Raw genomic sequence first — 25,721 nt, 5'->3', positions numbered from 1 at the left:
CCGGGTGACAACGTGTCGATCACGGTGAAGTTGATCCACCCGATTGCGATGGAAGAGGGCTTGCGCTTTGCCATCCGCGAGGGCGGTAAAACCGTCGGCGCCGGCGTTGTTGCCAAGATCATGGCCTGATAGCGGGTGCGTGGGTGGGTGCATCGTTGCCCGCCTGCACACCAGGTAATGGAAAGATAGGGGTATAGCTCAATTGGCAGAGCGTCGGTCTCCAAAACCGAAGGTTGGGGGTTCGATTCCCTCTGCCCCTGCCAGCTGATCAAGGGTTGATCGGCTGGTGAACAAGCCCGCCACGATGGTGGGCTTGCGTGTCTTGAAGTATTTGAATGGTTTAAACCTGGGATCCTAAGCCGCATATGGCCAGCACAAAAATTGAAACCGTGACCGGTACCGCCGATAAGCTCAAAGTGGCTTTGGGGGCGGCGTTGGTGCTGGCTGCCGTGGCCGCTTACTACCTTTTGGGCGCACAAGGTGCTTTGCTGCAATGGGCTGCGCTGTTGGGGTGTCTGGTGGTTGCGGTGGTGGTTTTCTTCACCTCATTGCCTGGCAAGCAATTGTTCGCGTTTGGCCAAGATGCATGGCGTGAAGTGAAAAAAGTGGTGTGGCCCACGCGCAAAGAGTCATTGCAAATGACCGCTTATGTGTTCGGCTTTGTCTTCATCATGGCGCTCTTTCTGTGGTTGACCGATAAAACCTTGGAGTGGGTCTTTTACGACTTGATTTTGGGATGGAAAAAATGATGGACGAAGAATCGCTGGCCCCGGCTGTGCTCGCGCCGCCCGCGCATCCCGACTTCCGTTGGTACGTTGTCCATGCCTATTCAGGCATGGAAAAGGCTGTTGAGCGCAACATCGCTGAGCGCATCGCGCGTGCAGGCATGCAAGACAAATTTGGCCGCATCATGGTGCCCACTGAAGAAGTGGTCGAAATGAAAAATGGCCAACGCCGCACCACTGAGCGTCGCTTCTTCCCCGGCTATGTGCTGGTGGAAATGATCATGGACGACGAGACATGGCACCTGGTCAAGCACACCAACAAAGTCACGGGTTTTGTGGGTGGTGCCAAAAACCGCCCAGCGCCCATCTCCGAGGCCGACGTGCTCAAAATCGTGAACCAAATGCAAGAAGGCGCTGACAAGCCGCGCCACAAGGTTGAGTTCATGGTGGGTGAGCTGGTGCGGGTCAAAGAAGGCCCTTTCACCGACTTCAATGGCACGGTCGAAGAGGTCAACTACGACAAAAGCAAAGTGCGGGTGGCGGTCACCATTTTTGGTCGCTCGACCCCGGTGGAATTGGAATTTGGCGAGGTCGAAAAGGCCTGAGTTTTCAATCCGCCTTGCCTTTCGACTCGGCATGGCGGCGTTTTGGTGAGTGAGTCGCAACCCCCGGGGAGCCGATGGACTGAAAAGTCTCAGGCGTTTGAACCCGTTAGGAGAAAAGCATGGCGAAAAAAATCGTCGGCTTCATCAAGCTGCAAGTGCCAGCTGGTAAAGCCAACCCGTCCCCCCCGATCGGCCCGGCGCTGGGTCAGCGTGGTCTCAACATCATGGAATTCTGCAAGGCGTTCAACGCCCAGACCCAAGGTGTCGAGCCCGGCTTGCCTTTGCCCGTGGTCATCACGGCATTTGCCGACAAGAGCTTCACCTTCATCATTAAGACGCCCCCCGCGGCCACCTTGATCAAGAAGGCCATCAAGCTCGACAAAGGCTCGGCCAAGCCACACGTGGACAAAGTCGGCAAGATCACCCGCGCTCAGCTGGAAGAAATTGCCAAGACCAAAATGAAAGACATGACCGCTGCCGATTTGGACGCGGCGGTTCGCACCATTGCCGGCTCTGCCCGTTCAATGGGTGTCACGGTGGAGGGCGTTTAAATGGCACATCTGACCAAAAAACAAAAAGCCTTGGTGGGCAAAGTGGACAGCAACAAGCTGTACCCATTCAATGACGCACTGAAAATCGTCAAAGAATGCGCCACCGCCAAGTTCGACGAGTCCATTGACGTGGCCGTGCAGTTGGGCATTGACGCCAAGAAATCCGACCAAGTGGTGCGCGGCGCTGTCGTGCTGCCCAACGGAACCGGTAAAACTGCCCGTGTGGCGGTGTTTGCACAAGGCGCGAAAGCCGAAGAGGCCAAAGCCGCCGGTGCGGACATTGTGGGCATGGACGACTTGGCCGCCATGGTCAAAGCCGGCAACATGCCGTTTGACGTGGTGATCGCAGCCCCTGACGCCATGCGCGTGGTCGGTACCCTGGGTCAAATTTTGGGCCCCCGTGGATTGATGCCCAACCCCAAGGTGGGCACCGTGACCCCCGATGTGGCCACAGCCGTGAAAAATGCCAAGGCCGGTCAAGTCCAATTCCGTGTGGACAAAGCCGGTATCGTGCACGCCACGATTGGTCGCCGCTCGTTTGACTCGGACAAGCTGCAAGGCAACTTGGTGGCTTTGGTCGATGCGCTGCAAAAAGCCAAGCCCGCCACCAGCAAAGGTGTTTACCTGCGCAAATTGGCGGTGTCATCCACGATGGGTGTGGGCGTGCGTGTCGACACCCAAACCTTGAGCGCTGCATAAGAAGAAATTGGGGCGCTGCGCAAGCGGTGCCCTGAGTGGTGGGCTGGATGGGCAGCAATGTTTATCCAGGCCATCCAAGACCGTTGGTGTGCCGTGTAAACGGCGCTTAATCCCCCAGCCAACGCAGATGGCGATCCCGCTGACAAAGAACCGCGCAAGTTGTTCCCTGACAGTCTGGTCGCTGAAACCCAGCGTGTCGCAAGCCGAATTGATTTGGCCCAGGACACATTCAGAAGGAGTAGACCTTGAGTCTGAATCGCAGTGAGAAAGAAGCGGTCATCACCGAAGTGACCAGCCTCGCCACTCAAGCACAGACGCTGGTGATGGCGGAGTACCGCGGTATCACGGTCGCTGACATGACGAAATTGCGCTCGCAAGCGCGCAGCTCTGGCGTGACGCTCAGTGTGTTGAAAAACACATTGGCACGCCGTGCTGTGGCCGGCAGCCGTTTCGAAGTGGTGGCTGACCAGATGACCGGTCCCCTGATCTATGGCTTTTCTGTGGACGCCGTTGCCGCCGCGAAAGTGGTGGCAGATTTCGCGAAAACCAACGACAAGTTGGTGATCCGTGGTGGCGCCATTTCCGGAAAAGTCCTGGACGTCAACGGCGTCAAGCAATTGGCCAATATCCCCTCCAAAGAGGTGTTGTTGTCCCAGTTGTGTGGCTTGCTCATGTCGCCCGTGTCCCGCACCGCTGTGGTGTTGGGTGCTTTGGCGGCGAAAAAAGGCGAAGCTGCTGCGGCCTAAGGGCCAGCAGTGCAAATGTTCAACACGCCGTGCGCGCACGGCACAGATAGATCAATTGTTAGGAAATCAACATGGCATTCGATAAAGACGCATTTTTGACCGCACTCGACAGCATGACGGTCATGGAACTCAACGAATTGGTGAAAGCCATCGAAGAGAAATTTGGTGTGAGCGCTGCTGCTATGGCCGCGCCCGCAGCTGGTGGCGGCGGTGGTGCCGCCGCTGCAGCTGAAGAGCAAACCGAATTCAACGTGGTGCTGCTCGAAGCTGGCGCCAACAAGGTGTCGGTGATCAAGGTGGTGCGTGAGCTCACCGGTTTGGGCTTGAAAGAAGCCAAAGACCTGGTCGACGGCGCACCCAAAAACGTCAAGGACGCCGTGCCCAAGGCCGACGCCGAAGCCGCCAAGAAAAAGCTCGAAGAAGCTGGCGCCAAAGCCGAAATCAAGTGATGGTTTCACCAGGGGTGGCGCAAGCCGCCCCTCGGTGCGCTCTCAGAGCGCACTTGAAAGTGCACTGCGCAAGGGTGCTTTCAAGTGTCTTCTGACCCGACTGCGGAAGATGCCTTGGTTCGGGCTGCGTGCAATGCGTGGCCGTCCGCCAACGCTGGTAGTGGCCAGCCGCCAAGTTTGAGGTGGGGGTGTTGAGCCTCGCCTTGAAACAGTCCTGAAAGATCAAGCCCGGAGATCTCATGGCCTACACCTACACAGAACGCAAACGCGTGCGCAAGAGCTTTGGCACCCGTGACAGCGTGCTCGAAGTCCCCTACCTGTTGCAGATGCAAAAAGACGCGTACACCGCCTTTTTGCAAGCCGAAACCAACCCCAAAAAGCGCACGCCCGAAGGCCTGCAAGCGGCTTTTGAGGCCGCATTCCCCATCGTCTCGCACAACGGTTTTGTGGAGATGAAGTTTTTGGAATACAACTTGGCCAAGCCCGCCTTTGATGTGCGCGAGTGCCAAACCCGTGGCTTGACCTTTGGTTCTGCCGTGCGCGCCCGCGTGCAGTTGATCATATATGACCGTGATTCATCGACCCCGCAATCCAAGGTGGTCAAAGAGGTCAAAGAGCAAGAGGTTTACATGGGCGAAGTGCCCCTGATGACAGACAAAGGCTCGTTCATCATCAATGGCACTGAGCGCGTGATCGTGTCTCAGTTGCACCGCTCGCCAGGTGTATTTTTTGAACACGACAAGGGCAAGACCCACAGCTCGGGCAAATTGCTGTTTTCAGCGCGCATCATCCCTTACCGCGGTTCATGGCTGGACTTTGAGTTTGACCCCAAAGACATGCTGTATTTCCGCGTCGACCGCCGACGCAAGATGCCAGTGACGATTTTGCTCAAAGCCATTGGCTTGAACAACGAATCCATCCTGGCCAACTTCTTTGTCAACGACAACTTCCGCTTGATGGAAACTGGCGCGCAAATGGAGTTTGTCGCCGAGCGCTTGCGCGGCGAAGTGGCGCGTTTTGACATCACCGACAAATCGGGCGTGGTCGTGGTGGCCAAAGACAAACGGGTCACCGCCCGCCACACCCGTGAACTCGAGCAATCGGGCACCACCCACATCAGCGTGCCAGAAGACTTTTTGATCGGCCGTGTGATGGCGCGCAACATTGTGGACGCTGAAACCGGTGAAATCATTGCCAAGGCCAACGAAGAATTGACAGAAGCCTTGTTGAAAAAGCTCCGCACCAGCGATGTGCAAGAACTGCAGTGCATCTACACCAATGAACTTGACCAAGGTGCGTATATCTCGCAAACCCTGCGCATCGATGAGACCGCAGACGAGTTTGCTGCCCGCGTCGCCATCTACCGCATGATGCGCCCTGGCGAGCCGCCCACCGAAGACGCGGTTCAAGCCCTGTTCCAGCGCTTGTTCTACAACCCTGACACCTACGATTTGTCGCGTGTGGGCCGCATGAAGTTCAACGCCAAAGTGGGCCGCCCCGAAAGCACTGGCCCCATGGTGCTCAACAACGAAGACATCATGGCTGTGGTGAAGATCCTGGTGGATTTGCGCAATGGCAATGGTGAAGTCGATGACATCGATCACCTGGGCAACCGCCGTGTTCGTTGCGTGGGTGAGTTGGCTGAAAACCAATACCGCACCGGTTTGGCGCGGATTGAAAAGGCGGTGAAAGAGCGCTTGGGTCAGGCCGAGCAAGAGCCTTTGATGCCCCATGACTTGATCAACTCCAAGCCCATTTCTGCTGCCCTCAAAGAGTTCTTTGGTGCCTCGCAACTGTCGCAGTTTATGGACCAGACCAACCCCTTGTCTGAAATCACGCACAAGCGCCGTGTCTCAGCCCTGGGCCCAGGCGGTTTGACCCGCGAACGTGCTGGCTTTGAAGTGCGCGATGTGCACGTCACCCACTACGGTCGCGTGTGCCCCATTGAAACACCTGAAGGTCCCAACATTGGACTGATCAACTCCTTGGCTTTGTATGCCCGCTTGAACGAGTACGGCTTCATTGAAACGCCTTACCGTCAAGTGGTTGAAGGCAAGGTCACGATGGACATCGACTATTTGTCGGCCATCGAAGAAGGCAAATATGTGATTGCCCAAGCCAATGCTTCCCTGGACAAAGAAGGTCGCTTGACCGACGAACTGGTGTCTGCCCGTGAAAAAGGCGAGTCCATTTTGGTCGGGGCCGAGCGCGTGCAGTACATGGACGTGTCCCCCGCCCAGATTGTTTCTGTGGCGGCATCTTTGGTGCCCTTCTTGGAGCACGATGACGCCAACCGCGCTTTGATGGGTGCCAACATGCAGCGACAAGCTGTGCCGGTTTTGCGCCCAGAAAAAGCCTTTGTCGGCACAGGCATCGAGCGTGTGGCCGCCATTGACTCGGGCACGGTGGTCACCGCCACCCGTGGCGGTGTGGTCGACTATGTGGATGCCACTCGGATTGTGGTGCGCGTCAATGACGCCGAGACCCAAGCCGGTGAAGTCGGTGTAGATATTTACAACCTGATCAAGTATCAGCGTTCGAACCAAAACACCAACATCCACCAACGCCCCATCGTCAAGCAAGGCGATAAGCTGGCCAAGGGCGATGTGATTGCCGATGGTGCCTCCACTGATTTGGGTGAGTTGGCGCTGGGCCAAAACATGTTGGTGGCCTTCATGCCCTGGAACGGTTACAACTTCGAAGACTCGATTCTGATTTCAGAACGGGTGGTCTCTGAAGATCGCTTCACCTCCATCCACATTGAAGAGTTGGTGGTCATGGCGCGCGACACCAAGTTGGGTGCCGAAGAAATTACCCGCGACATTCCGAACCTGGCTGAGCAACAACTCAACCGTTTGGACGATTCGGGCATCATTTATGTGGGTGCCGAAGTGCAGCCCGGCGACGTGTTGGTGGGCAAGGTCACCCCCAAAGGTGAAACCACCCTGACACCTGAAGAAAAACTGCTGCGCGCCATCTTTGGCGAAAAAGCATCGGATGTGAAAGACACCTCGCTGCGCGTTGACCAAGGCTCACAAGGCACGGTCATCGATGTGCAGGTTTTCACCCGCGAAGGCATTGTTCGTGACAAGCGTGCACAGCAAATCATTGACGACGAGTTGAAGCGATTCCGCTTGGACTTGAATGACCAGTTGCGCATCGTTGAAGCCGACGCGTTTGACCGCATTGGCAAGCTGCTGTCGGGCAAGACCGCCAACGGCGGCCCGAACAAACTGCCTAAGGGTAGCAAGATCGACAAGGCCTACCTCGACAGCGTGGAAAAATTCCACTGGTTCGACATCCGCCCAGCCGATGAAGATGTGGCAGCGCAACTCGAGAGCATCAAAAATGCTTTGGCCCAAACCCGCCACAGCTTTGATTTGGCGTTTGAGGAAAAGCGCAAAAAGCTCACCCAAGGTGACGAATTGCCAGCGGGTGTGCTCAAGATGGTCAAGGTTTACTTGGCTGTCAAGCGCCGCTTGCAGCCCGGTGACAAGATGGCCGGTCGCCACGGCAACAAGGGTGTGGTCTCCAAAATCGTGCCCGTCGAAGACATGCCTTACATGGCCGACGGCACACCTTGTGACATCGTGCTCAACCCCCTGGGCGTGCCTTCGCGCATGAACGTGGGGCAGGTGCTGGAAGTCCACTTGGGTTGGGCCGCGAAAGGCATTGGCCAACGCATCGGTGACATGTTGCAAGCCCACACCAAGATGGCTGAAGTGCGCAAGTTCTTGGACCACCTGTACAACAACTCCGGCCGCAAAGAAGCTTTGGACAACCTCAGCGACGCCGATGTGTTGGAGATGGCTGGCAATTTGCAGCACGGGATTCCGTTTGCGACGCCTGTTTTTGACGGCGCATCCGAGGAAGAAACCCGCGCGATGTTGCACCTGGCGTATCCCGAAGAGATCGCACGCATCAAAGGCCTCAACGCCAATCGCACGCAGGCCCAGTTGTATGACGGTTGCACCGGCGACGCCTTCGAACGCGAAACCACCGTTGGTTACATGCACGTGCTCAAGTTGCACCATTTGGTGGACGACAAGATGCACGCCCGCTCCACGGGCCCATACAGCTTGGTCACCCAGCAACCTTTGGGCGGCAAAGCCCAGTTTGGTGGTCAGCGTTTCGGCGAGATGGAGGTGTGGGCGCTGGAGGCCTATGGCGCTTCTTACACCTTGCAGGAAATGCTCACCGTCAAATCCGACGACGTGCAGGGCCGCACCAAGGTGTACGAAAGCATTGTCAAAGGTGAACACGCCATCGAAGCGGGCATGCCCGAATCGTTCAACGTGTTGGTGAAAGAAATTCGTTCATTGGGCATTGATATCGAGTTAGAGCGCTCCTGACGTTGAACCTGACCGCGCACAAGCCCCGGCCTGTGTGCGGCGATGAAACCGATCAAGCCTCTCACTTTTAAGGATGAAAACATGAAATCATTACTCGACCTGTTCAAGCAGTTCACGCCCGATGAGCATTTTGATGCCATCAAGATTGGACTGGCTTCCCCAGAGAAAATTCGTTCCTGGTCTTTTGGCGAAGTCAAAAAGCCAGAGACCATCAACTACCGCACTTTCAAGCCCGAGCGCGACGGCTTGTTTTGCGCCAAGATTTTTGGCCCCATCAAGGACTACGAATGCTTGTGCGGCAAATACAAACGCCTGAAACACCGTGGCGTGATTTGCGAGAAGTGTGGCGTTGAAGTCACCCAAACCAAAGTGCGCCGTGAACGCATGGGCCACATCGATTTGGCCGCTCCTTGCGCGCACATTTGGTTCTTGAAGTCCTTGCCCAGCCGTTTGGGCCTGGTGCTGGACATGACCTTGCGCGACATTGAGCGTGTGCTTTATTTCGAAGCCTATGTGGTGACCGACCCTGGCATGACGCCCCTCAAAAAGTACGGCATCATGACCGAAGACGACTACGACGCCAAGCTCAAAGAGTATGGTGACGAATTCGTGGCCAAGATGGGTGCCGAAGGCATCCGTGAGTTGCTCGAAGGCATCGAAATCGAATCCGAAATCGAGCGCCTTCGCGGTGACCTGACGGGGTCTGAAGTCAAGGTGAAGAAAAACTCCAAGCGCCTCAAAGTGCTGGAGGCTTTCAAGAAGTCGGGCATCAAGCCCGAGTGGATGGTGTTGTCGGTGTTGCCGGTGCTACCACCCGATCTGCGTCCCCTGGTGCCCTTGGATGGTGGCCGCTTCGCCACCTCTGACCTCAACGACCTGTACCGCCGAGTGATCAACCGCAACAGCCGTTTGCGCCGTTTGCTGGAGTTGAAGGCGCCTGAGATCATCGCGCGCAATGAAAAGCGCATGTTGCAAGAGGCCGTGGACAGTTTGCTCGACAACGGTCGCCGCGGCAAAGCCATGACCGGTGCCAACAAGCGTGCCTTGAAGTCTTTGGCCGATATGATCAAAGGCAAGAGCGGCCGTTTCCGCCAAAACTTGCTGGGCAAGCGGGTGGACTACTCGGGCCGTTCGGTCATCACCGTGGGCCCAACCCTCAAACTGCACCAGTGTGGCCTGCCCAAATTGATGGCGTTGGAATTGTTCAAGCCGTTCATCTTCTCGCGCTTGGAAGCCATGGGCATTGCCACCACCATCAAGGCAGCTAAGAAAGAAGTTGAATCAGGCACCGCAGTGGTGTGGGACATCTTGGAAGAGGTGATCAAAGAACATCCGGTGTTGCTCAACCGCGCGCCCACCTTGCACCGTTTGGGCATCCAAGCCTTTGAGCCGATTTTGATCGAAGGCAAAGCCATTCAGTTGCATCCCTTGGTGTGCTCCGCCTTCAACGCTGACTTTGACGGCGACCAAATGGCCGTTCACGTGCCTTTGTCGGTCGAAGCGCAAATGGAATGCCGCACCCTGATGTTGGCGTCCAACAATGTGTTGTTCCCTGCGTCAGGTGAGCCGTCCATCGTGCCGTCGCAAGACGTGGTGCTGGGCTTGTACTACTCCACGCGTGAACGCATCAATGGCAAAGGCGAGGGCATGGTCTTTGCCGACACCTATGAATTGCAACGCGCCTTGGATGCGGGCATTGTGGAAATGACCGCCAAGATCAGCGTGCGCTTGACCGAGTGGACCAAAGACAAAGTCACTGGCGAGTTCACATCGTCCACCTCCTTGGTGGACACCACGGCGGGTCGTGCGCTGTTGTCTGAAATCCTGCCCAAGGGCTTGGCTTTCAGCAACATCAACAAGGCACTCAAGAAGAAAGAAATTTCTCGCTTGATCAATACCTCTTTCCGCCGTTGCGGCTTGAAAGAGACAGTGGTTTTCGCCGATAAGTTGCTGCAAAACGGTTTCCGTTTGGCCACCCGTGCAGGTATCTCCATCGCGATTGATGACATGTTGGTGCCGCAAGAGAAGCACGCCATCATTGAAAGCGCGGAAAAAGAAGTCAAAGAAATCGAACAGCAATATGTGTCCGGTTTGGTGACGGTTGGTGAGCGCTACAACAAAGTGGTGGACATTTGGGGCAAGGCCGGTGACCACGTGTCCAAGGTCATGATGGACCAATTGCGCAAAGAAAAGACCATCGACCGCCATGGCAAAGAGGTGGAGCAAGAGTCTTTCAACTCCATTTACATGATGGCCGACTCGGGCGCGCGTGGTTCTGCTGCGCAAATTCGCCAACTGGCAGGCATGCGCGGTTTGATGGCCAAGCCGGATGGCTCCATCATCGAGACGCCCATCACCGCCAACTTCCGCGAAGGCCTGAACGTGCTTCAGTACTTCATCTCCACCCACGGTGCGCGCAAAGGTTTGGCCGATACCGCATTGAAGACTGCCAACTCAGGCTACTTGACCCGTCGTTTGGTCGACGTGACCCAAGACTTGGTGGTCACCGAGCCCGATTGCGGCACCTCAAACGGTCAGTTGATGCGCGCCATCGTCGAGGGTGGTGAGGTCATCGAATCCTTGCGCGACCGTATTTTGGGCCGCACCACCACCGATGAGGTGATGCACCCTGAGAACCAAAGTGTGTTGATCAAAGCCGGCGAAATGCTGGACGAAGACGCGCTGGACATGCTCGAAGCCGCTGGTGTGGATGAGGTCAAGGTGCGTACAGCGTTGACCTGTGAAACCCGCTTTGGCCTGTGTGCCAAATGCTATGGCCGCGACCTGGGTCGTGGCGGTGAAGTCAACATTGGCGAAGCAGTCGGTGTGATAGCCGCCCAATCCATTGGCGAACCGGGCACCCAGTTGACCATGCGCACCTTCCACATCGGTGGTGCCGCATCGCGCGCAGCGGTGGCCTCCAATGTGGAAGCCAAATCCAGCGGGGTGATTGGATTCAACCCGACGATGCGTTATGTGACCAACAGCAAAGGTGAGTTGGTGGTGATTTCTCGCTCGGGTGAGATCATCATCCACGACGAGATTGGTCGTGAGCGCGAGCGCCACAAAGTGCCTTATGGTGCGATCTTGGCCATCAAGGCCGATCAAAACATCAAGGCTGGTTTGGTGCTGGCGAATTGGGATCCGCTGACGCGCCCCATCATCACTGAGTTTGCCGGTCAGGTGCGCTTTGAGAATGTGGAAGAAGGCCTCACCGTGGCCAAGCAGCTCGATGAAGTGACGGGCTTGTCGACCTTGGTGGTGATCGATCCCAAGCGCCGTGGTTCCACCAAGGTGGTGCGCCCGCAGGTCAAGTTGATCGATGCCGCTGGCAAAGAAGTCAAAATCCCTGGCACCGATCATTCAGTGACCATTGGCTTCCAAGTGGGCGCCTTGATTCAAGTGCGCGACGGCCAAGACGTGGGCCCAGGCGAAGTGCTGGCACGCATTCCTGTCGAAGGTCAAAAAACCCGTGACATCACCGGCGGCTTGCCGCGGGTGGCCGAGTTGTTCGAAGCCCGTTCGCCCAAAGACAAGGGCATCTTGGCAGAGATGACCGGTACAGTGTCCTTCGGCAAAGAGACCAAGGGCAAGATGCGCTTGCAAATCACCGACCCAGAAGGCACGGTGTGGGAAGAGTTGGTGCCCAAAGAGAAAAACATCTTGGTCCACGAAGGCCAAGTGGTGAACAAAGGCGAGAACATTGTGGACGGTCCGGCCGACCCACAAGACATCTTGCGTTTGTTGGGCATTGAAGAGTTGGCCCGCTACATCGTCGACGAAGTGCAAGACGTTTACCGTTTGCAAGGCGTGAAGATCAACGACAAGCACATTGAAGTCATCGTGCGCCAGATGTTGCGCCGTGTGGTGGTCGATAACGCTGGCGACTCAGGCTACATTGGCGGCGAGCAGGTGGAGCGTTCTGAAATGCTCAACACCAATGAGGCATTGCAAGCTGAAGGCAAATTGCCCGCCACTTACACCAATTTGTTGCTGGGCATCACCAAGGCATCGTTGTCCACGGACTCGTTCATCTCGGCGGCTTCCTTCCAGGAAACCACCCGGGTGCTCACCGAGGCAGCCATCATGGGCAAGCGCGACGAATTGCGTGGCTTGAAAGAAAACGTCATTGTCGGCCGCCTGATTCCCGCAGGCACTGGCATGGCTTATCACCAAGCCCGCAAGGTCAAGGATGCCATGGACGAAGCCGAACGGCGTGCCATTGCGGACGCCGAGGCGGCTGAGCTGGCGGAAGCCACAGCCGGATCGGGCGAACATGCCGATGAGCCGGTGGATGCCAGTGGCCACGATGCCGCTGGACCTGCTTAAAAACACAAAGGCCCCCAGTGGGCCTTTGTCGCTTTAGGCGGACTTGGCCATGATCAACTCATGGTGGGCCTTGGTCTGTTTGGCCTTGTTGGTCTTTTGGGGCCTGGGTGCATACAACCGCTTGGTGCGCTTGCGCGCTGCCATTGGACAAAACCTGGCCGTGATTGACAGCCATTTGACGCGTTATGAAGAGCTGGTGGAGTTGGCGGTGACGGCGGCTGCATCGGCCCCTTTTGGTTGGCAGTCTTCCATCGCCCCGGAGCTGGGTGCGGCCCATTGGACACGCTTGCAAACAGCTGCACGCAAAACGGCGATTGCCATGGCCCATTGGCAAGACCTGTTGTTTTCACACGCTGCCGCGCGTGCTTTGCGTGAAAGCAAGTTGGAGCTGGCACAGGCTTGGCAGTCAATCAACCACCCGGATGTTTACTACATCACGGTAGCCCCTGAGCTGCAAGCGCGTTGGACGGAGTTGGATGTGTTGATACAACCCGATGTGGATCGTTACAACCAAGCGGTGACCCTTTACAACGCAGCCGTCTCGCAGTTTCCCGCTTTGTTGTTGGCTCGCTTGTTCTCGTTTCATCCGGCCAGTCCGCTGTGACGGTGTCCAGCGTTGCGGCTTCTCTGCCCCTGTGGCAGTTGTTACAAGCCACGGCTGGCGCGCTGGCAGCTGTGGCCAAGGGTGAATCGGCCAATGCCGCGCTGCTGCGCGTGGCCAACCCCCTGCGCCCTGGCGTGCAGTCGCTGTTGTTCATCAGCTTGCGCCATTGGGGGCGTGCGCGCGCTTTGCGTGCCATCTTGGCCCAACGCTCTCCACCGCCCGATCTAGACAGTTTGCTGTGTGTGGCGCTGGCCTTGTGTTGGGAGCCTGAGCACTCACCCTATGAGCCATTCACCTTGGTCAATCAGGCGGTAGAGGCCGCCAAAAACAGCCCGAAGATGAAACCGCAGGCCACATTTGTCAATGCTTGCCTGCGCCGATTTTTGCGCGAGCGTGAGGCCTTGGTGCGGGCCACTGACAATGACACGCAAGCACGTTGGAACCATCCCGCCTGGTGGGTGGCGCAATTGCAACGCGACCTTCCACACCACTGGGCGCAGGTGTTGCGGGCTGACCAAGTGGCCGGCCCCTTGACCATGCGCGTGAATCAAAAAAGGGTGCAACGCGCTGATTTGGCAGCGCAATGGTTGGCGCAGGGGATCATCAGTGAAGAAGTGGGTGAACACGGATTGATCTTGGCGCAGGCCATGCCGGTGGAGCGCATCCCTGGCTTTGCTGAAGGCCTGTGTTCGGTGCAAGACGCTGGCGCCCAAATGGCCGCACCCTTGCTGTTGCAAGCCATGCCAGGGCACAGCGCACAAACGCGCATCCTGGACGCCTGCGCAGCACCGGGTGGTAAAACGGCGCACTTGCTGGAGTTGTCGGATGCACAGGTGGTGGCGCTGGATGTCGACCCCGTGCGGTGCGAGCGCATCAGTGGCAATTTAGAGCGGCTGGGACTTCACGCGCAAGTCAAGGTGGGCGACGCGGCCGACAGCGGCGCTTGGTGGGACGGCCAGCCTTTTGACGCCATCTTGCTCGACGCACCGTGCACGGCCTCGGGCATTGTGCGGCGCCACCCCGATGTGCCTTGGCTGAGACGCGCCAGCGACGTTGCCCAATTGGCCCGCTTGCAACAGCGCCTGCTGAATGCCCTGTGGCCCTTGCTCAAACCGGGTGGGGTCATGCTGTATTGCACCTGCTCCGTGTTCAAGGCAGAAGGCGAGGGGCAGATCAAAGCGTTTCTTCAGCACAACACACCAGCACTGGGTTTGCCCTGTGTGGGACATCTATTGCCCCAAAATCGGGAGAACGGCGGCGCTGTCGCGGACAATCTGCCTTGTGATCACGATGGCTTTTTTTACGCATTGCTACAAAAACCCTTGCGCTGAGTTTCAGCGCAGCGCCCTTGGCATGCGGACATGGCTTCGCGCTTGGGTGGCTGTGTTGGCTTGGGTGGTGTGCGCTGCCTCGTCATGGGCTCAAAACCAGGTGGCGTTGACCGGATTCCAAACGGAACGCAACGAAGATATTTATCAAATGTCGGCGCAATTCGACTTGGAACTGTCCAACACGGTTCAAGAGGCATTGCTCAAAGGCATACCGGTTCACTTTGTGGTGGATGCCAAGGTCTATCGTGACCGCTGGTATTGGTCTGACAAGTTGGTGTCTTCCGCTCAGCGCCACATTCGCATCAGTTACCAGCCGTTGACGCGCCGCTGGCGCATGCAGGTAGCGTCTCAACCGATTGTGCAAAATGGTCTCGGGGTTTCGCTCATGCAAACCTACGACAGTTTGGAAGAGGTCATGGTCAATTTGCGGCGTCTCAATCGCTGGAAGTTTGCCGATGCAGCACAAATTGAAACCGGCGCTGGGCATCGCTTGGAATTTGCCTTTTACTTGGATTTGAGTCAATTGCCCCGCCCCTTGCAGATGGGCGCGGCTGGCCAGTCGGAGTGGGAGTTGGCAGTCACCAAGAGCATCCGCCTGGCCACTGAAGCCGCGAAATGAAAGACACACCAAGCCCCCGCAAAGCACCTTGGCGGTGGCTGTGGGCTGTGGGTGTCGCAGTGGCTTTGGGCCTGGGCTTGGTCTTGCTTTTCTTGCTGACCCTGGCCGCAGACAATCAGGCCCTGTACGAGCGAAATTACGATGCCTTGTTGTGGCTCAACGCAGGCGTGGCCGCTGTGCTGCTGGTGGTCATTGCCTGGACCTTTTCCCGGTTGGTGATCCGTTGGCGGCGCGGCAAATTTGGGTCGCGCTTGCTGGCCAAACTGGCCATGATCTTCGCTTTGGTGGGTATGTTGCCGGGGGTGTTGATCTACGGCGTTTCTTATCAATTTGTATCGCGCTCGATTGAGAGCTGGTTTGATGTGCAGGTGGAGGGTGCTCTGGAGGCCGGTCTCAACCTGGGGCGTACCAGCTTGGATACCTTGGCCAGCGACTTGAGCAGCAAAGCACGTGTGGCCGCCGGGCAAATCAGCGACATCCCCAGCGCCAGCGCTGGTTTGGCTTTGGAGCGCTTGCGCGATCAATTGGGGGCTGATGACATCATTTTGTGGAGCCCTTCTGGCCAGCCTTTGGCCAGCGCCGGCGCTTCGCTGTTTCAGCTCAATCCCGAACGCCCGGCCAGCGCCCAATTGCGGCAATTGCGCAGCCAAGGCGTGATTTCCCAATTGGAGGGCTTGGAAGACGGTGTGGCCGGTAAAAGCCAGCGAGCGCGGGTCAAGGTGTTGGCCATTGTGGCGGCGCCGGGCTTGGGCCTGCTGGAAGAGAACCGAATTTTGCAAGTGACCCAAACCTTGCCGCCCAATTTGGTGGCCAACGCATTGGCTGTGGAGTTGGCCTACCGTGAATACCAGGAACGTGCTTTGGCGCGGCAGGGCTTGCGCCGGATGTATATCGGCACCTTGACCCTCACTTTGTTTTTGGCGGTCTTTGGTGCCGTCTTGCTGGCGGTCCTTTTGGGCAACCAATTGGCCAGACCGTTGCTGTTGCTGGCCCAAGGTGTGCGCGATGTGGCCGCTGGTGATTTGAGCCCCAAGGCGGTGTTTGAAAGCCGCGATGAGCTGAGTGACCTGACCCGCTCATTTGCACAAATGACAGCGCAATTGGCGCAAGCGCGCAACGCTTTGGGGGAAAGCATGGCCCAGGTGGATTTGGCGCGCGCCAATCTACAAACCATTTTGGACAACATGAGCGCCGGTGTGATCGTGATGGATGAGACGGGTTTGGTGCTTTCCTCCAACCCCGGTGCCACACGCATCCTGCGCGTGCCCTTGGCAGCCTTTGAGGGCAAGCCTCTGGGGGATGCCCCAGGTCTTCAAGGCTTGGCCGAGCAGGTGGACCACGAGTTTGCCGGCTTTGTGGGCGAGCGCAGCCAACATGGCTTGGACCATTGGCAACAGTCTTTTGAGTTGGCTTCCACCGCAGCAGCCATGCCCAGCCAGGGTCCTAGCGCTGGTCATAACGGTGTGACCTTGGTCGCGCGTGGTGCCGTGTTACCCAACCAAGCACGCTTGCTGGTGTTCGACGATATATCTGAAATTGTGTCGGCCCAGCGCGCCCAGGCTTGGGGTGATGTGGCGCGTCGCTTGGCCCATGAGATCAAAAACCCATTGACGCCCATCCAGTTGTCGGCAGAACGCTTGGAGATGAAACTCACGGGCAAGTTGCCGGATGGCGAACAGGCCATCTTGGTCAAGTCCATCAAAACCATCGTGGACCAAGTGGACGCCATGAAGCGATTGGTCAACGAATTTCGCGACTATGCCCGCTTGCCCGTGGCCGATCTCAAGCCCCTGAACTTCAATGCGCTGGTGCTGGAGGTGCTGAGCTTGTATGGCGAAGAAACCGCGGCAGTGCCCGTGCACGCGGACTTGGACGAGCAGTGCCCGCGTGTCATGGGCGACGCGTTGCAATTGCGGCAAGTCATCCACAACCTGTTGCAAAACGCACAAGACGCCACCCCTTCCGAGCGGGCCCATTTGGGGGTGATTTTGCGCACCCAATGGGTGGCGTCCTCCGGGCGAGTGCGTTTGACGGTGATGGACCATGGCAGCGGTTTTCCCGAGCATATTTTGCAGCGCGCTTTCGAGCCCTACATCACCACCAAGCCGCGTGGCACGGGTTTGGGCTTGGCCGTGGTGAAGAAAATTGCTGACGAGCATGGCGCGCGCATTGACCTCAGAAACCGCGATATCGATGGCGTGGTCCAAGGCGCCCAAGTATCGCTATCATTCGAAGCTGAAACCCCGCATCAGCACATAATCTAGCAGGCAATATGGCAAATATTTTGGTGGTGGACGACGAACTGGGCATTCGCGAATTGCTCTTCGAAATCCTCAATGACGAGGGGCACCAGGTGGAGTTGGCCGAAAATGCTGCCCAAGCCCGTGCAGCGCGGCAAAACAGTCGCCCCGACTTGGTTCTGCTTGACATTTGGATGCCCGATACCGACGGCGTGACCTTGCTCAAAGAGTGGGCCACAGCGGGCTTGCTCAACATGCCTGTGGTGATGATGAGTGGACATGCCACCATCGATACAGCCGTGGAGGCCACGCGGATTGGGGCCCAGGCCTTTTTGGAAAAACCCATCACCTTGCAAAAACTGCTGAAGGCGGTTGAAGGTGCCTTGGCCCGAAAATCTGCAACAGCGCCAGCGGTCCCTCAGCGCACAAATCCCTCGCCCATCATGGCACCCTCGGTCACATCACCCCATGTGCTGGTTTCAGAGGCCATGACCACTGTGGCCCTGCCCCCGAACCATCAAAACTTTGACCTGGATGTGCCTCTGCGTGAGGCGAGAGATGCGTTTGAAAAAGCATATTTTGAATTTCACCTGGCTCAAGAGAATGGCTCCATGACCCGGGTGGCCGAAAAGACAGGCTTGGAGAGAACCCACCTGTATCGCAAGCTCAAGCAGCTCGGGGTTGATCTCTCTCGCAGCAAGCGCGGCGGTCCTTGAAAACAAACGCCCGATTTTGGAGGGTGACGCTAGGCTTGGCGATCGTTTTTTAAGTGAACCCGGCCAGCGACCCATTGGGCAACACCTGTGTAGCGGACCACCCAAACAAACAACATAGATCCCAGCACTGCGCCGGCCAAGTCACCCACGGCCATGGCCACAAAGTCTTGCAATGAGGTTTCTGTATAGGCTTGTATCAGATGCCACAAAATGAAATGCAAGCTGGGGTTGATCAAGGTGTAAACACCTGCCAGCAACAGCAACTCCCTCAACTGGGTCAATGCGACAGGTCGATGGATCATCAAATGCAGTAAGCCGTAGGCGGCCACAGCGCTGCTGCAAGAAGCCAACACATTCATCCATGCCAAGCCATTTAAGAATTGGTTTGACAAAAGAATCAACTCAGCACCACCCAGGGCAGTGGCACAAGTGCCCCACAGGGGACCCAGAATCAACAAATTGGCCAAACGCAGAAAAGAGGGTAAGTAGACCCAAGAAATGTTGGGTGTGACCTCCCAAAATTCGAACACCCAAAGGTTGGCCAAATGGGCAGACATGTACACCAAAGAGCCGACCAGCATGAGCACGGCTTTCTCAACAGAGATCGAATAAAAACGGGAGATTTGCATTGCTCAATTATCTGAGTGAAGAGGCAAGTGTCAACCTTGCGTGTCAGTGCTTGCTGTAGACAAAGCGTCGGAAACGTTTGGTGCAAAAAAGCAACTCTTGCCAGCTTGGGACGGGTGATGTTGTGACCTCAAAGCCATGCGAGGACGCTGCTGGCGGGCAACGATGGTGATACAATTTGGCGATGGCCCGGTAGCTCAGTCGGTAGAGCAGAGGATTGAAAATCCTTGTGTCGGTGGTTCGATTCCGCCCCAGGCCACCAAATTTCAAATTCTCAAAATGCTAAAGCAGCAAATGCTAACCAGCCTATTTATTTGAACCGGCACGGAGGTAGCGTGCATTGCCTTAATTTTTTTATTGGTGGTTAAGAATAAAACAGATGATTTAACATCTTGGCTGATTCAAGGACTAAGTGCAACTTTATCAACTAAGCATTGGCTGGCTTGATACGTCTTTTTTTACAAGAAAAGATCCGTGTCTATGTGCATAAGCTTATCCAAATGGTGAGCAAGTTATAAATAGAGACTTCAATTTATTTAAGCAAGAGAGAGGAAGTCGAAATTCACGGAAAGTCAAATTGTTGGGATGTTGGGCGAAGGTGAAGCTGATCTGCTTGTGGCTGAAATATGCCGCAAACATGGTGTCTACAACGCCAATTACCACAAATGAAAAAGCAGAAAATTAGAACGATCTTATGCAAATTTAAATATATCAAAAAACGATTCGTATTCGACTCGCTCGCAAAGGTATGTTAACAATCACTCTAGCGCGTTGCGCATCCTAATAAATCAACAATTATGTAAAAAATGCTTAGTATTGCTATAGGTAGGATTGCTCAGTTTGCGCTTTTATTGCTTACGTTAAGGGCTGCGACAGAATTCTTGTTGCCGATAGAAATCGGAAAGGTTTCTATTGTCGTCTCGACAGTGGCATTTTTCGCATTGCTACTAATTAATCCAGTCGGTATGTTCATAAATCGGCGGATGAATGCCTGGAAACAAAAGGGTTTGCTTGTTGAATATTATGGTTTATTTTGGAGGTATCTTTTAATTGTAAACTTTTGTGCTGCGATGGTACTTGTAACATTGCATTTGTTTGATATATGGAAATCGAGCTTTGAAATGCTTTGGTTTTTATTGCTGGTTTGCGGAAACTTAATTTTCGCAACAATTAATCAAACGGTAATCCCTGCGTTAAATATGTTTGGATACAAAGGTTGGTTTGCCCTACTTACAGTAGCGACTGTTGCGGTGAGCTTAATAAGTGCTATTATTTTTGTGCATACATTATTGCCGAGTGCGGAGTATTGGTTATGTGGACTATTGTTTGGGCAAATAGCAATAGGAATGCTGGGAAAGAAAATTCTATATAAAAAATTACATCATTTAAAAGGCAGTCGAGGGAAGACTGTGATAGTTAATCAGCATAATATATATGCGCTATTAAATTATGCTTGGCCAGTATCTTTAGCTGTGGGATTCGGGTGGATTCACAGTCAAGGGTATCGGTATTTGATGGAAAATCAATTGGGATTGGCTGAGCTTGGATTGTACGTTGCAGGCTTTGGAATTAGTGCTGGCTTGATGATGGGAGTGGAGTCCATCTTATCAACATTTTTACAGCCAAAATTTTATAAAAGTCTAGAGGATTCTAAGGTGGACTCAATCCCTCGAGCGTGGATAGAGTATGCTCAAATAATCATCCCCTCACTACTATTGTTCACAATTTTTCTTACGCTAACAGCGTCAGAACTTACTCGAATATTTCTAGGAGTTGGCTTCAAACAGTCTTCACAGTTTATAGTATTTGGTGCAGCTGCAGAGATGGGTAGGCATGTAACTGCTATATATAGTTTGGCAGCTCATGCGCACATGAATACCAAAGTGCTTATTTTGCCTAACTTTGTTGGGGCTGTTGCAACAATTGCATTGTTGTACCTTCTCATGCCTCACTATGGCTCATTAGGTGTAGGTGTTTCAATGATTCTTGCTTCAATAGCGGCCATGACAGTTAGTGCTATTTTGACTAATCAATACTTTAAAATAATATTGCCGCTAAAATTCATTGTTAAGAGTGCAGTAATGGGATTAGGGCTTTGGGTTTTATATTCAGTCATTAAACAAATATTTAATAATGAACAAAGTATTATCGAGGCATTAATAGTTTTGGGTCTTATTGGATTATGCTATACTGTTTTTCAGTATTTTCTTCTACGCCCATCGTTTAAAGATGTGGTGCAGAATTAAAAATTAACGTGATAAAAATCAATGGTGCAAATGATGCATATCGCTTTATGTAGTAATTTTGAGGTATTCAAAGGTGACCGATTGCGCGATAAGCAATGGAGTCGAAGATTTCCTGGATCGGGTTGGGTTACGTGTCTTTATCAACTCGGTGTCGAGTCATGCGTGAACATTGTATCGGGTGATATAGCTATAGAGAATATTAAAACTCATAAATGGATGGCTAAAGAGGTATTGGTGATACAAGATTTAACATCACAGGAGGCCGAATATTTGCTAAGCATGGGCGCCGTTCCATTCATGATCACCTGTTTTGAATCGCCAATTTATGAACCTAATTTCTATAAATATGCTGATGAAATATCACGCAAATTCAAGTATAAACTGGGATTTTCCTTTGTGAATGATGGAGTTGGCATTGACAAATCAGATGAGGTTTTGGAATGTAAATTTCCATCTTATTATCGTGAGGACATGAGAGATATACGACCATGGAGTACAAGGAAGAATATCGTTGCAGTCGCCGCAAATAAGTACAGAACCAATAAAATATTTAGGCCAAAAAGGTTGACTTTCATGGCTGTGGCGAGACAAATAAAAACCATTATGTGGAGCTTACGTTCTGCCTCATTCAAAAGAGCGTTGGCAGAATCGCTTCATGATCAACGACTAGAGGCTCTGGCCTTTTTCGCTGAGCAGAGAAATATTGATATATATGGAAAAGACTGGGACAATTGGGGTGAGTTGCCAAATAACTTGGCTAAAAGATTTGAGGAGGTGATCCATAGTGCATATATGGGTATTTGTCAGGATAAATTAGATTTAATTTCAAATTATCGTTTTACATTGTGTTTTGAAAACATGGTTCAACCAGGATACATCACCGAAAAAATAATTGATTGCTTTGTCGCTGGCACTTTGCCTATTTATTTTGGAGCGCCTGATATTGAAGACTATTTACCGTCAAATTCTTATGTTGATGTGAGAAAATTCGCCACATATGAGCAACTCAGGGTTTTCCTGAGTTCAATGGATGAAAATGATGCCCTGGACATGATAAAGGCGGGTCGAGATTACCTAAAAACAGATTTAGGTCAAATGCACAGTTATGAGGGATTTTCGTTAAACATTTTTAGATTGATAAAAACATGTTGAGTATTACGGTATGTATATTATCCTTCAATCGCGCTGAATATTTACGAGAGGCAATTCTTTCAGTTTTAGGTCAAACCAAACTGCCGCAGAAGATACTTATATATGATAATGGAAGTGACAGATCTGTTTATGAATGCATTCAGCATTTATTGGATGACTGGGTGCTTTGGATAGATGTGGACGTAACTCAGCCTTACGAGTCGAACTTTCAAAGGGCCATGAATGAATGCAAAACACAATACGTGATGATGCTTCATGATGATGACAAGCTATGTACGAGCTTCATTGAAGATCAAATGGAACTTTTCATAAAAAATCCGAGGCTTGTTGCGGTATCGTGCAATGGGTATGTAATAAACGAAAAAGGTAGTCGGAATGGTGAAACGCTAACAACATTTCGGGAAATAGAAAATGTTGAGATAATTTCGTGCAGTGGGCAAGTCGCTTTGAAATATGCATCAAATTCATGTATTCCTTTCTCCCCTGCAATTTATAGGGCCGATGTGGCTAAACATATTAAGCTGAGAAAGGAGTATGAAAAGGTTGGTGATGCTGTATTTTTTTGTGATTTGGCAGAATTTGGCCCAATTGCATATCAAGCAAAACCACTCTACGAGTGCCGCAGGCACTCGGGACAGGACTCTAAACATTTTGATTTCGACTTGCTAAGCCAATTGGAAGCATTTTTTTGGACCAGAACCTGCATCAATGATGATGAAAAATCGAAGTTGCATGCATTATTACTAAATCAAAATATGCTAAGAAAGTCGAGGCAAATAGCAAATTACATACAAAGTGGATATTTCAGAAAAGCAATGAACTTATATAGAGATCCAAGTTTCAGTATATGTAAGGCAATTCTTGCAATCTATGCGCGCATTCGTCAAAAGATGAAACAAAATTAGTGGAAGGTCCTATGAAATGAAAATAATAAGGCACTGGTTAATGGCCTTTCTGTACCCTAGGCCTTTGATCGGCTTGTTTTTTCTTCCTCGATTTTTAATCCAATGGATGAAATATTGCATTGCATCAAAAGAAACAAATATCAGGTTTTCAGACACACATCCTTGCTTGGGTGACTGGACAACACACACGCCATTCGATGCTCATTATTTTTATCAAGGGGCTTGGTTAGCAAGAAGAGTGTTAATAAATAAGCCATCCAAACACACAGATGTTGGATCGAGCGTTTTGACTATAGGCGTATTGAGTGCAGCAGTTGAAACAGTATTTGTCGATTTTCGCCCACTCAAGGTTAATCTACATTCTTTGACTTCAGTGGCAGGGAATATTCTAGATCTTTCATTTCCTGATAATTCGATCGAATCCTTGTCATGCCTTCATGTGATAGAACACATTGGTTTGGGGCGCTACGGTGACCCGATTGATCCAGAGGGAAGTCACAAAGCCGCTGCAGAACTTCAGCGTGTTGTGTGTCCTGGCGGAAAACTCTATTTGTCTTTGCCGATCGGTCGTGAACGAGTCTGCTTTAATGCACATCGGGTATATGCCCCATCAACAGTATTGGCTATGTTTGCTCAAATGAAGTTGATTGAGTTTTCGATTGTGGATGATGAAGCGCTATATCGTGAGCATGCATCAATACAGGATAGCGATAAACTGGAATATGGTTGTGGACTTTTTATATTCAATAAATTGTGAAGATTCTTTGTGTTTTAGGGGAGCATAACTACGGCAACCCAGAGCGAGGTGATTGCTATGAATATGTGAATTTTTTGCCTGCATTGCGCAATCTTGGACATAAAGTGGAATTCTTCGAGTCATTTAATCGAAGTCGATATCAAAATTTCGCTGAACTCAATCGAAAATTGCTGGAGACGGTGATAGACGATCAACCCGATGTCGTTCTATGTGTATTATTAGGTTACGAAGTATGGCAAGAAACTTTGCAACTGATACGTGATCAGTCGACTGCAACATTGATCAATTGGTCAACGGATGACTCTTGGAAGTATGAGCAATTTTCCAAATTGGTTGCTCCTGTATTTCATTTGTATGCAACAACTTATGCAAGTGCCTTAGAAAAAGCTAAAAAGGATGGATATAAAAACTTCTACTTGACGCAGTGGGCTGCAAACTCGAACTCAATGCAAAAACCATTGCTTGCAAGCGAGTGCAAGTATCAAGTGACATTTATCGGAACGGCATATGGTAAACGCCCACAATTGGTGTCACGCTTAGCTGAAGAGGGAATAAAAGTAGAGTGTTTTGGCTTTGGATGGAAGAATGGGCCAGTTCATTCAGAGGACATCCCTCGGATCATAAGAGATTCTGTCATCAGTTTGAACTTTGGTGATTCAGGCATTCAGTGGAAAGGTATTAGACCGGTACGCAGCAGGCAGATAAAAGCCAGAATATTCGAGGTGCTAGGCGCGGGTGGATTTTTGATCACGGAAAATGCAGAAGGATTGAGGAATTTCTACTCTCCTGATGAAATTGAAACATTTGAAGGGGTGGATGAGCTTGGAAGTAAGATCAAAAAATATTTGACAGAATATGCATATCGAGACCGAATCGCTGAGTCTGGATATAAAAGAACTATTGATCATCATACCTACGAACTTCGTTTCAGTAAACTGCTTGATGCCGCTGAGAAAATGAAGATAAAAAGAGACGAATATTTGACCACTGAGATCGATATGCAAATGTTCTCGGTTATCGAAAAAAAGCACCAGGTAGGCATTGCCCTGCGACTTTTTGGACAATTGTGGCGGCTCCCTTTTATATTGCTATGGGGCAAAGTGCGCGGACCACGTGCTGCGAGAAGGCTCATGTTTGAGTTAAGCTGGCGATTGATGGGGCGCAAGACGTACTCAGCATCTGGCTGGACAGGTCGACTGTTTTATCTGGAAAGTTAATGCGCGCACCAGTTAGTGTTGTCATACCCTGTTATCGATGCTCGGAAACAATAGATCGTGCGGTGTGGTCAGTAATTCGGCAAACATGTCCACCCAGAGAGATCCTACTGGTTGAAGATTGCAGCAATGATGAAGGTTTGACTATTGCCGCATTGCATCGACTTAAAGAATCACATTGTGGAGATACTCACATTCAGATCGTACAACTGAAAGAGAATGTGGGACCAGGTGGCGCAAGAAATGCGGGCTGGGATTTGGCCCGAGAGCACTATATTTCATTCTTGGATGCAGATGACAGCTGGCATGAACGCAAGCTGGAACTTCAACACCAGTGGATGGACGCTCACCCCGAGGTGATGATGACTGGGCATAGAAGTATTTTATGGTTGGCAGACAACAAGTCTGCTGAGGTAAGCGAGCAACTGAAAGCCTGGCAGGTCAGTAGTCGTGGCATGCTGATATCAAACCGTTTTCCAACGAGAACGGTCATGCTGCGAAAAAATTTACCTTGTCGCTTTGATCCCAAGAAAAGGCATGCCGAAGATTACTTACTCTGGCTTCAAATAGTTTTGGGTGGTTGGTCAGCATGGTTAATTGATGCAACGCTAGCCTATTCATACAAAGAAGAATTCGGAAAAGCTGGACTGTCCAAACATTTATGGCAAATGGAACGGGGCGTGCAAGATACCTTGCAGAGAATTTGCAGGGAAAAATTGATCTCGAATGCGGCATGTCTTTTCGCCATGCTGTTTTCAATATTGAAGTTCATCAGAAGACTGGTATGGGTACACGCTTATTACCGTTGGAAAAAATGAACACGCCGCCCACAGTCAAAATCACGAAATGAAATT

General features: G+C 52.4%; 21 protein-coding genes, 2 tRNA genes and 1 pseudogene. 23 read left to right on the top strand and 1 reads right to left on the bottom strand.

From position 1 onward, the window contains the following. From AC8GFZ_RS08290 to AC8GFZ_RS08220, 15 genes are all read left to right on the top strand, one after another. A partial coding sequence (locus tag AC8GFZ_RS08290) for an EF-Tu C-terminal domain-related protein (RefSeq protein ID WP_506644272.1) occupies nucleotides 1-129 on the top strand: 129 nt, incomplete at its 5' end. Nucleotides 130-187: 58 nt separating this feature from the next. Then, nucleotides 188-263: transfer RNA gene (locus tag AC8GFZ_RS08285), tRNA-Trp, on the top strand. Between the two features lie 102 nt (nucleotides 264-365). After that, nucleotides 366-749, top strand: a complete 384-nt coding sequence (gene secE / locus AC8GFZ_RS08280; RefSeq protein WP_506644177.1) for a preprotein translocase subunit SecE — start codon at nucleotides 366-368, stop codon at nucleotides 747-749. Continuing rightward, nucleotides 749-1,330, top strand: a complete 582-nt coding sequence (gene nusG / locus AC8GFZ_RS08275; RefSeq protein WP_506644175.1) for a transcription termination/antitermination protein NusG — start codon at nucleotides 749-751, stop codon at nucleotides 1,328-1,330. The genes secE and nusG overlap by 1 nt, the downstream gene beginning before the upstream one ends. A gap of 119 nt (nucleotides 1,331-1,449) precedes the next feature. Further along, nucleotides 1,450-1,881: a 50S ribosomal protein L11 gene (gene rplK / locus AC8GFZ_RS08270; RefSeq protein WP_506644173.1), complete on the top strand. Its 432-nt coding sequence runs from the start codon at nucleotides 1,450-1,452 to the stop codon at nucleotides 1,879-1,881. Then, on the top strand, nucleotides 1,882-2,580 hold the full coding sequence (gene rplA / locus AC8GFZ_RS08265; protein WP_506644171.1) for a 50S ribosomal protein L1: 699 nt from the start codon (nucleotides 1,882-1,884) through the stop codon (nucleotides 2,578-2,580). Between the two features lie 245 nt (nucleotides 2,581-2,825). Then, nucleotides 2,826-3,326: a 50S ribosomal protein L10 gene (gene rplJ, locus AC8GFZ_RS08260; protein WP_506644170.1), complete on the top strand. Its 501-nt coding sequence runs from the start codon at nucleotides 2,826-2,828 to the stop codon at nucleotides 3,324-3,326. A gap of 71 nt (nucleotides 3,327-3,397) precedes the next feature. After that, entirely contained in the window at nucleotides 3,398-3,775 is a 378-nt protein-coding gene (gene rplL / locus AC8GFZ_RS08255) for a 50S ribosomal protein L7/L12 (RefSeq protein ID WP_506644168.1), read from the top strand. A 239-nt stretch (nucleotides 3,776-4,014) separates the two neighbouring features. Then, nucleotides 4,015-8,127, top strand: coding sequence for a DNA-directed RNA polymerase subunit beta (gene rpoB, locus AC8GFZ_RS08250; protein WP_506644166.1), 4,113 nt, complete (start codon nucleotides 4,015-4,017; stop codon nucleotides 8,125-8,127). 81 nt (nucleotides 8,128-8,208) lie between these two features. Beyond that, complete coding sequence (gene rpoC / locus AC8GFZ_RS08245) at nucleotides 8,209-12,456, top strand: DNA-directed RNA polymerase subunit beta' (protein ID WP_506644164.1); 4,248 nt, start codon at nucleotides 8,209-8,211, stop codon at nucleotides 12,454-12,456. 49 nt (nucleotides 12,457-12,505) lie between these two features. Next, complete coding sequence (locus AC8GFZ_RS08240) at nucleotides 12,506-13,060, top strand: LemA family protein (protein ID WP_506644162.1); 555 nt, start codon at nucleotides 12,506-12,508, stop codon at nucleotides 13,058-13,060. A gap of 2 nt (nucleotides 13,061-13,062) precedes the next feature. Beyond that, on the top strand, nucleotides 13,063-14,391 hold the full coding sequence (rsmB, locus tag AC8GFZ_RS08235) for a 16S rRNA (cytosine(967)-C(5))-methyltransferase RsmB (RefSeq protein ID WP_506644270.1): 1,329 nt from the start codon (nucleotides 13,063-13,065) through the stop codon (nucleotides 14,389-14,391). Nucleotides 14,392-14,413: 22 nt separating this feature from the next. Then, entirely contained in the window at nucleotides 14,414-15,010 is a 597-nt protein-coding gene (locus AC8GFZ_RS08230; RefSeq protein WP_506644160.1) for a DUF4390 domain-containing protein, read from the top strand. Then, nucleotides 15,007-17,274 (top strand): sensor histidine kinase, encoded by a 2,268-nt coding sequence (locus tag AC8GFZ_RS08225; protein ID WP_506644158.1) that lies wholly within the window; start codon nucleotides 15,007-15,009, stop codon nucleotides 17,272-17,274. Before AC8GFZ_RS08230 ends, AC8GFZ_RS08225 begins: the two co-directional genes overlap by 4 nt. Nucleotides 17,275-17,282: 8 nt before the next feature. Next, nucleotides 17,283-17,966: a response regulator gene (locus tag AC8GFZ_RS08220; protein ID WP_506644156.1), complete on the top strand. Its 684-nt coding sequence runs from the start codon at nucleotides 17,283-17,285 to the stop codon at nucleotides 17,964-17,966. 29 nt (nucleotides 17,967-17,995) lie between these two features. On the opposite strand, the gene AC8GFZ_RS08215 is transcribed toward AC8GFZ_RS08220, so the two are convergent. Beyond that, complete coding sequence (locus tag AC8GFZ_RS08215) at nucleotides 17,996-18,595, bottom strand: hypothetical protein (RefSeq protein ID WP_506644154.1); 600 nt, start codon at nucleotides 18,593-18,595, stop codon at nucleotides 17,996-17,998. A gap of 184 nt (nucleotides 18,596-18,779) precedes the next feature. Here AC8GFZ_RS08215 and AC8GFZ_RS08210 point away from each other — a divergent pair. The 8 genes and pseudogenes from AC8GFZ_RS08210 (at nucleotide 18,780) to AC8GFZ_RS08175 (ending at nucleotide 25,685) form a co-directional block, all read left to right on the top strand. Further along, a tRNA-Phe gene (locus AC8GFZ_RS08210) sits at nucleotides 18,780-18,855 on the top strand. 296 nt (nucleotides 18,856-19,151) lie between these two features. Then, nucleotides 19,152-19,262, top strand: a pseudogene (locus AC8GFZ_RS08205) (hypothetical protein); the annotation flags it as partial. 137 nt (nucleotides 19,263-19,399) lie between these two features. Further along, nucleotides 19,400-20,839, top strand: a complete 1,440-nt coding sequence (locus AC8GFZ_RS08200; protein ID WP_506644152.1) for a hypothetical protein — start codon at nucleotides 19,400-19,402, stop codon at nucleotides 20,837-20,839. Between the two features lie 162 nt (nucleotides 20,840-21,001). Beyond that, nucleotides 21,002-21,991, top strand: coding sequence for a glycosyltransferase family 10 domain-containing protein (locus AC8GFZ_RS08195; RefSeq protein WP_506644150.1), 990 nt, complete (start codon nucleotides 21,002-21,004; stop codon nucleotides 21,989-21,991). Beyond that, entirely contained in the window at nucleotides 21,985-22,896 is a 912-nt protein-coding gene (locus AC8GFZ_RS08190) for a glycosyltransferase family 2 protein (RefSeq protein ID WP_506644148.1), read from the top strand. The genes AC8GFZ_RS08195 and AC8GFZ_RS08190 overlap by 7 nt, the downstream gene beginning before the upstream one ends. Before the next feature lie 40 nt (nucleotides 22,897-22,936). Further along, nucleotides 22,937-23,653: a DUF268 domain-containing protein gene (locus AC8GFZ_RS08185; protein ID WP_506644146.1), complete on the top strand. Its 717-nt coding sequence runs from the start codon at nucleotides 22,937-22,939 to the stop codon at nucleotides 23,651-23,653. Further along, nucleotides 23,650-24,870 carry a CgeB family protein gene (locus AC8GFZ_RS08180; protein ID WP_506644144.1) on the top strand — a complete coding sequence of 407 codons (1,221 nt, stop codon included), beginning with the start codon at nucleotides 23,650-23,652 and terminating at the stop codon, nucleotides 24,868-24,870. Before AC8GFZ_RS08185 ends, AC8GFZ_RS08180 begins: the two co-directional genes overlap by 4 nt. After that, a complete protein-coding gene (locus tag AC8GFZ_RS08175) occupies nucleotides 24,870-25,685 on the top strand; it encodes a glycosyltransferase family 2 protein (RefSeq protein WP_506644142.1) in 816 nt (271 codons plus the stop codon). Before AC8GFZ_RS08180 ends, AC8GFZ_RS08175 begins: the two co-directional genes overlap by 1 nt. Nucleotides 25,686-25,721: the final 36 nt, after the last annotated feature.

It is taken from the genome of Limnohabitans rimovensis (SeqCode), assembly GCF_965234775.1.
In the GTDB taxonomy this organism is placed as follows: Bacteria; Pseudomonadota; Gammaproteobacteria; order Burkholderiales; family Burkholderiaceae_C; genus Limnohabitans; species Limnohabitans rimovensis.
The sequence above is the reverse complement of the archived record's forward strand: the minus strand, read 5'-3'. Positions and strand labels throughout refer to the sequence as shown.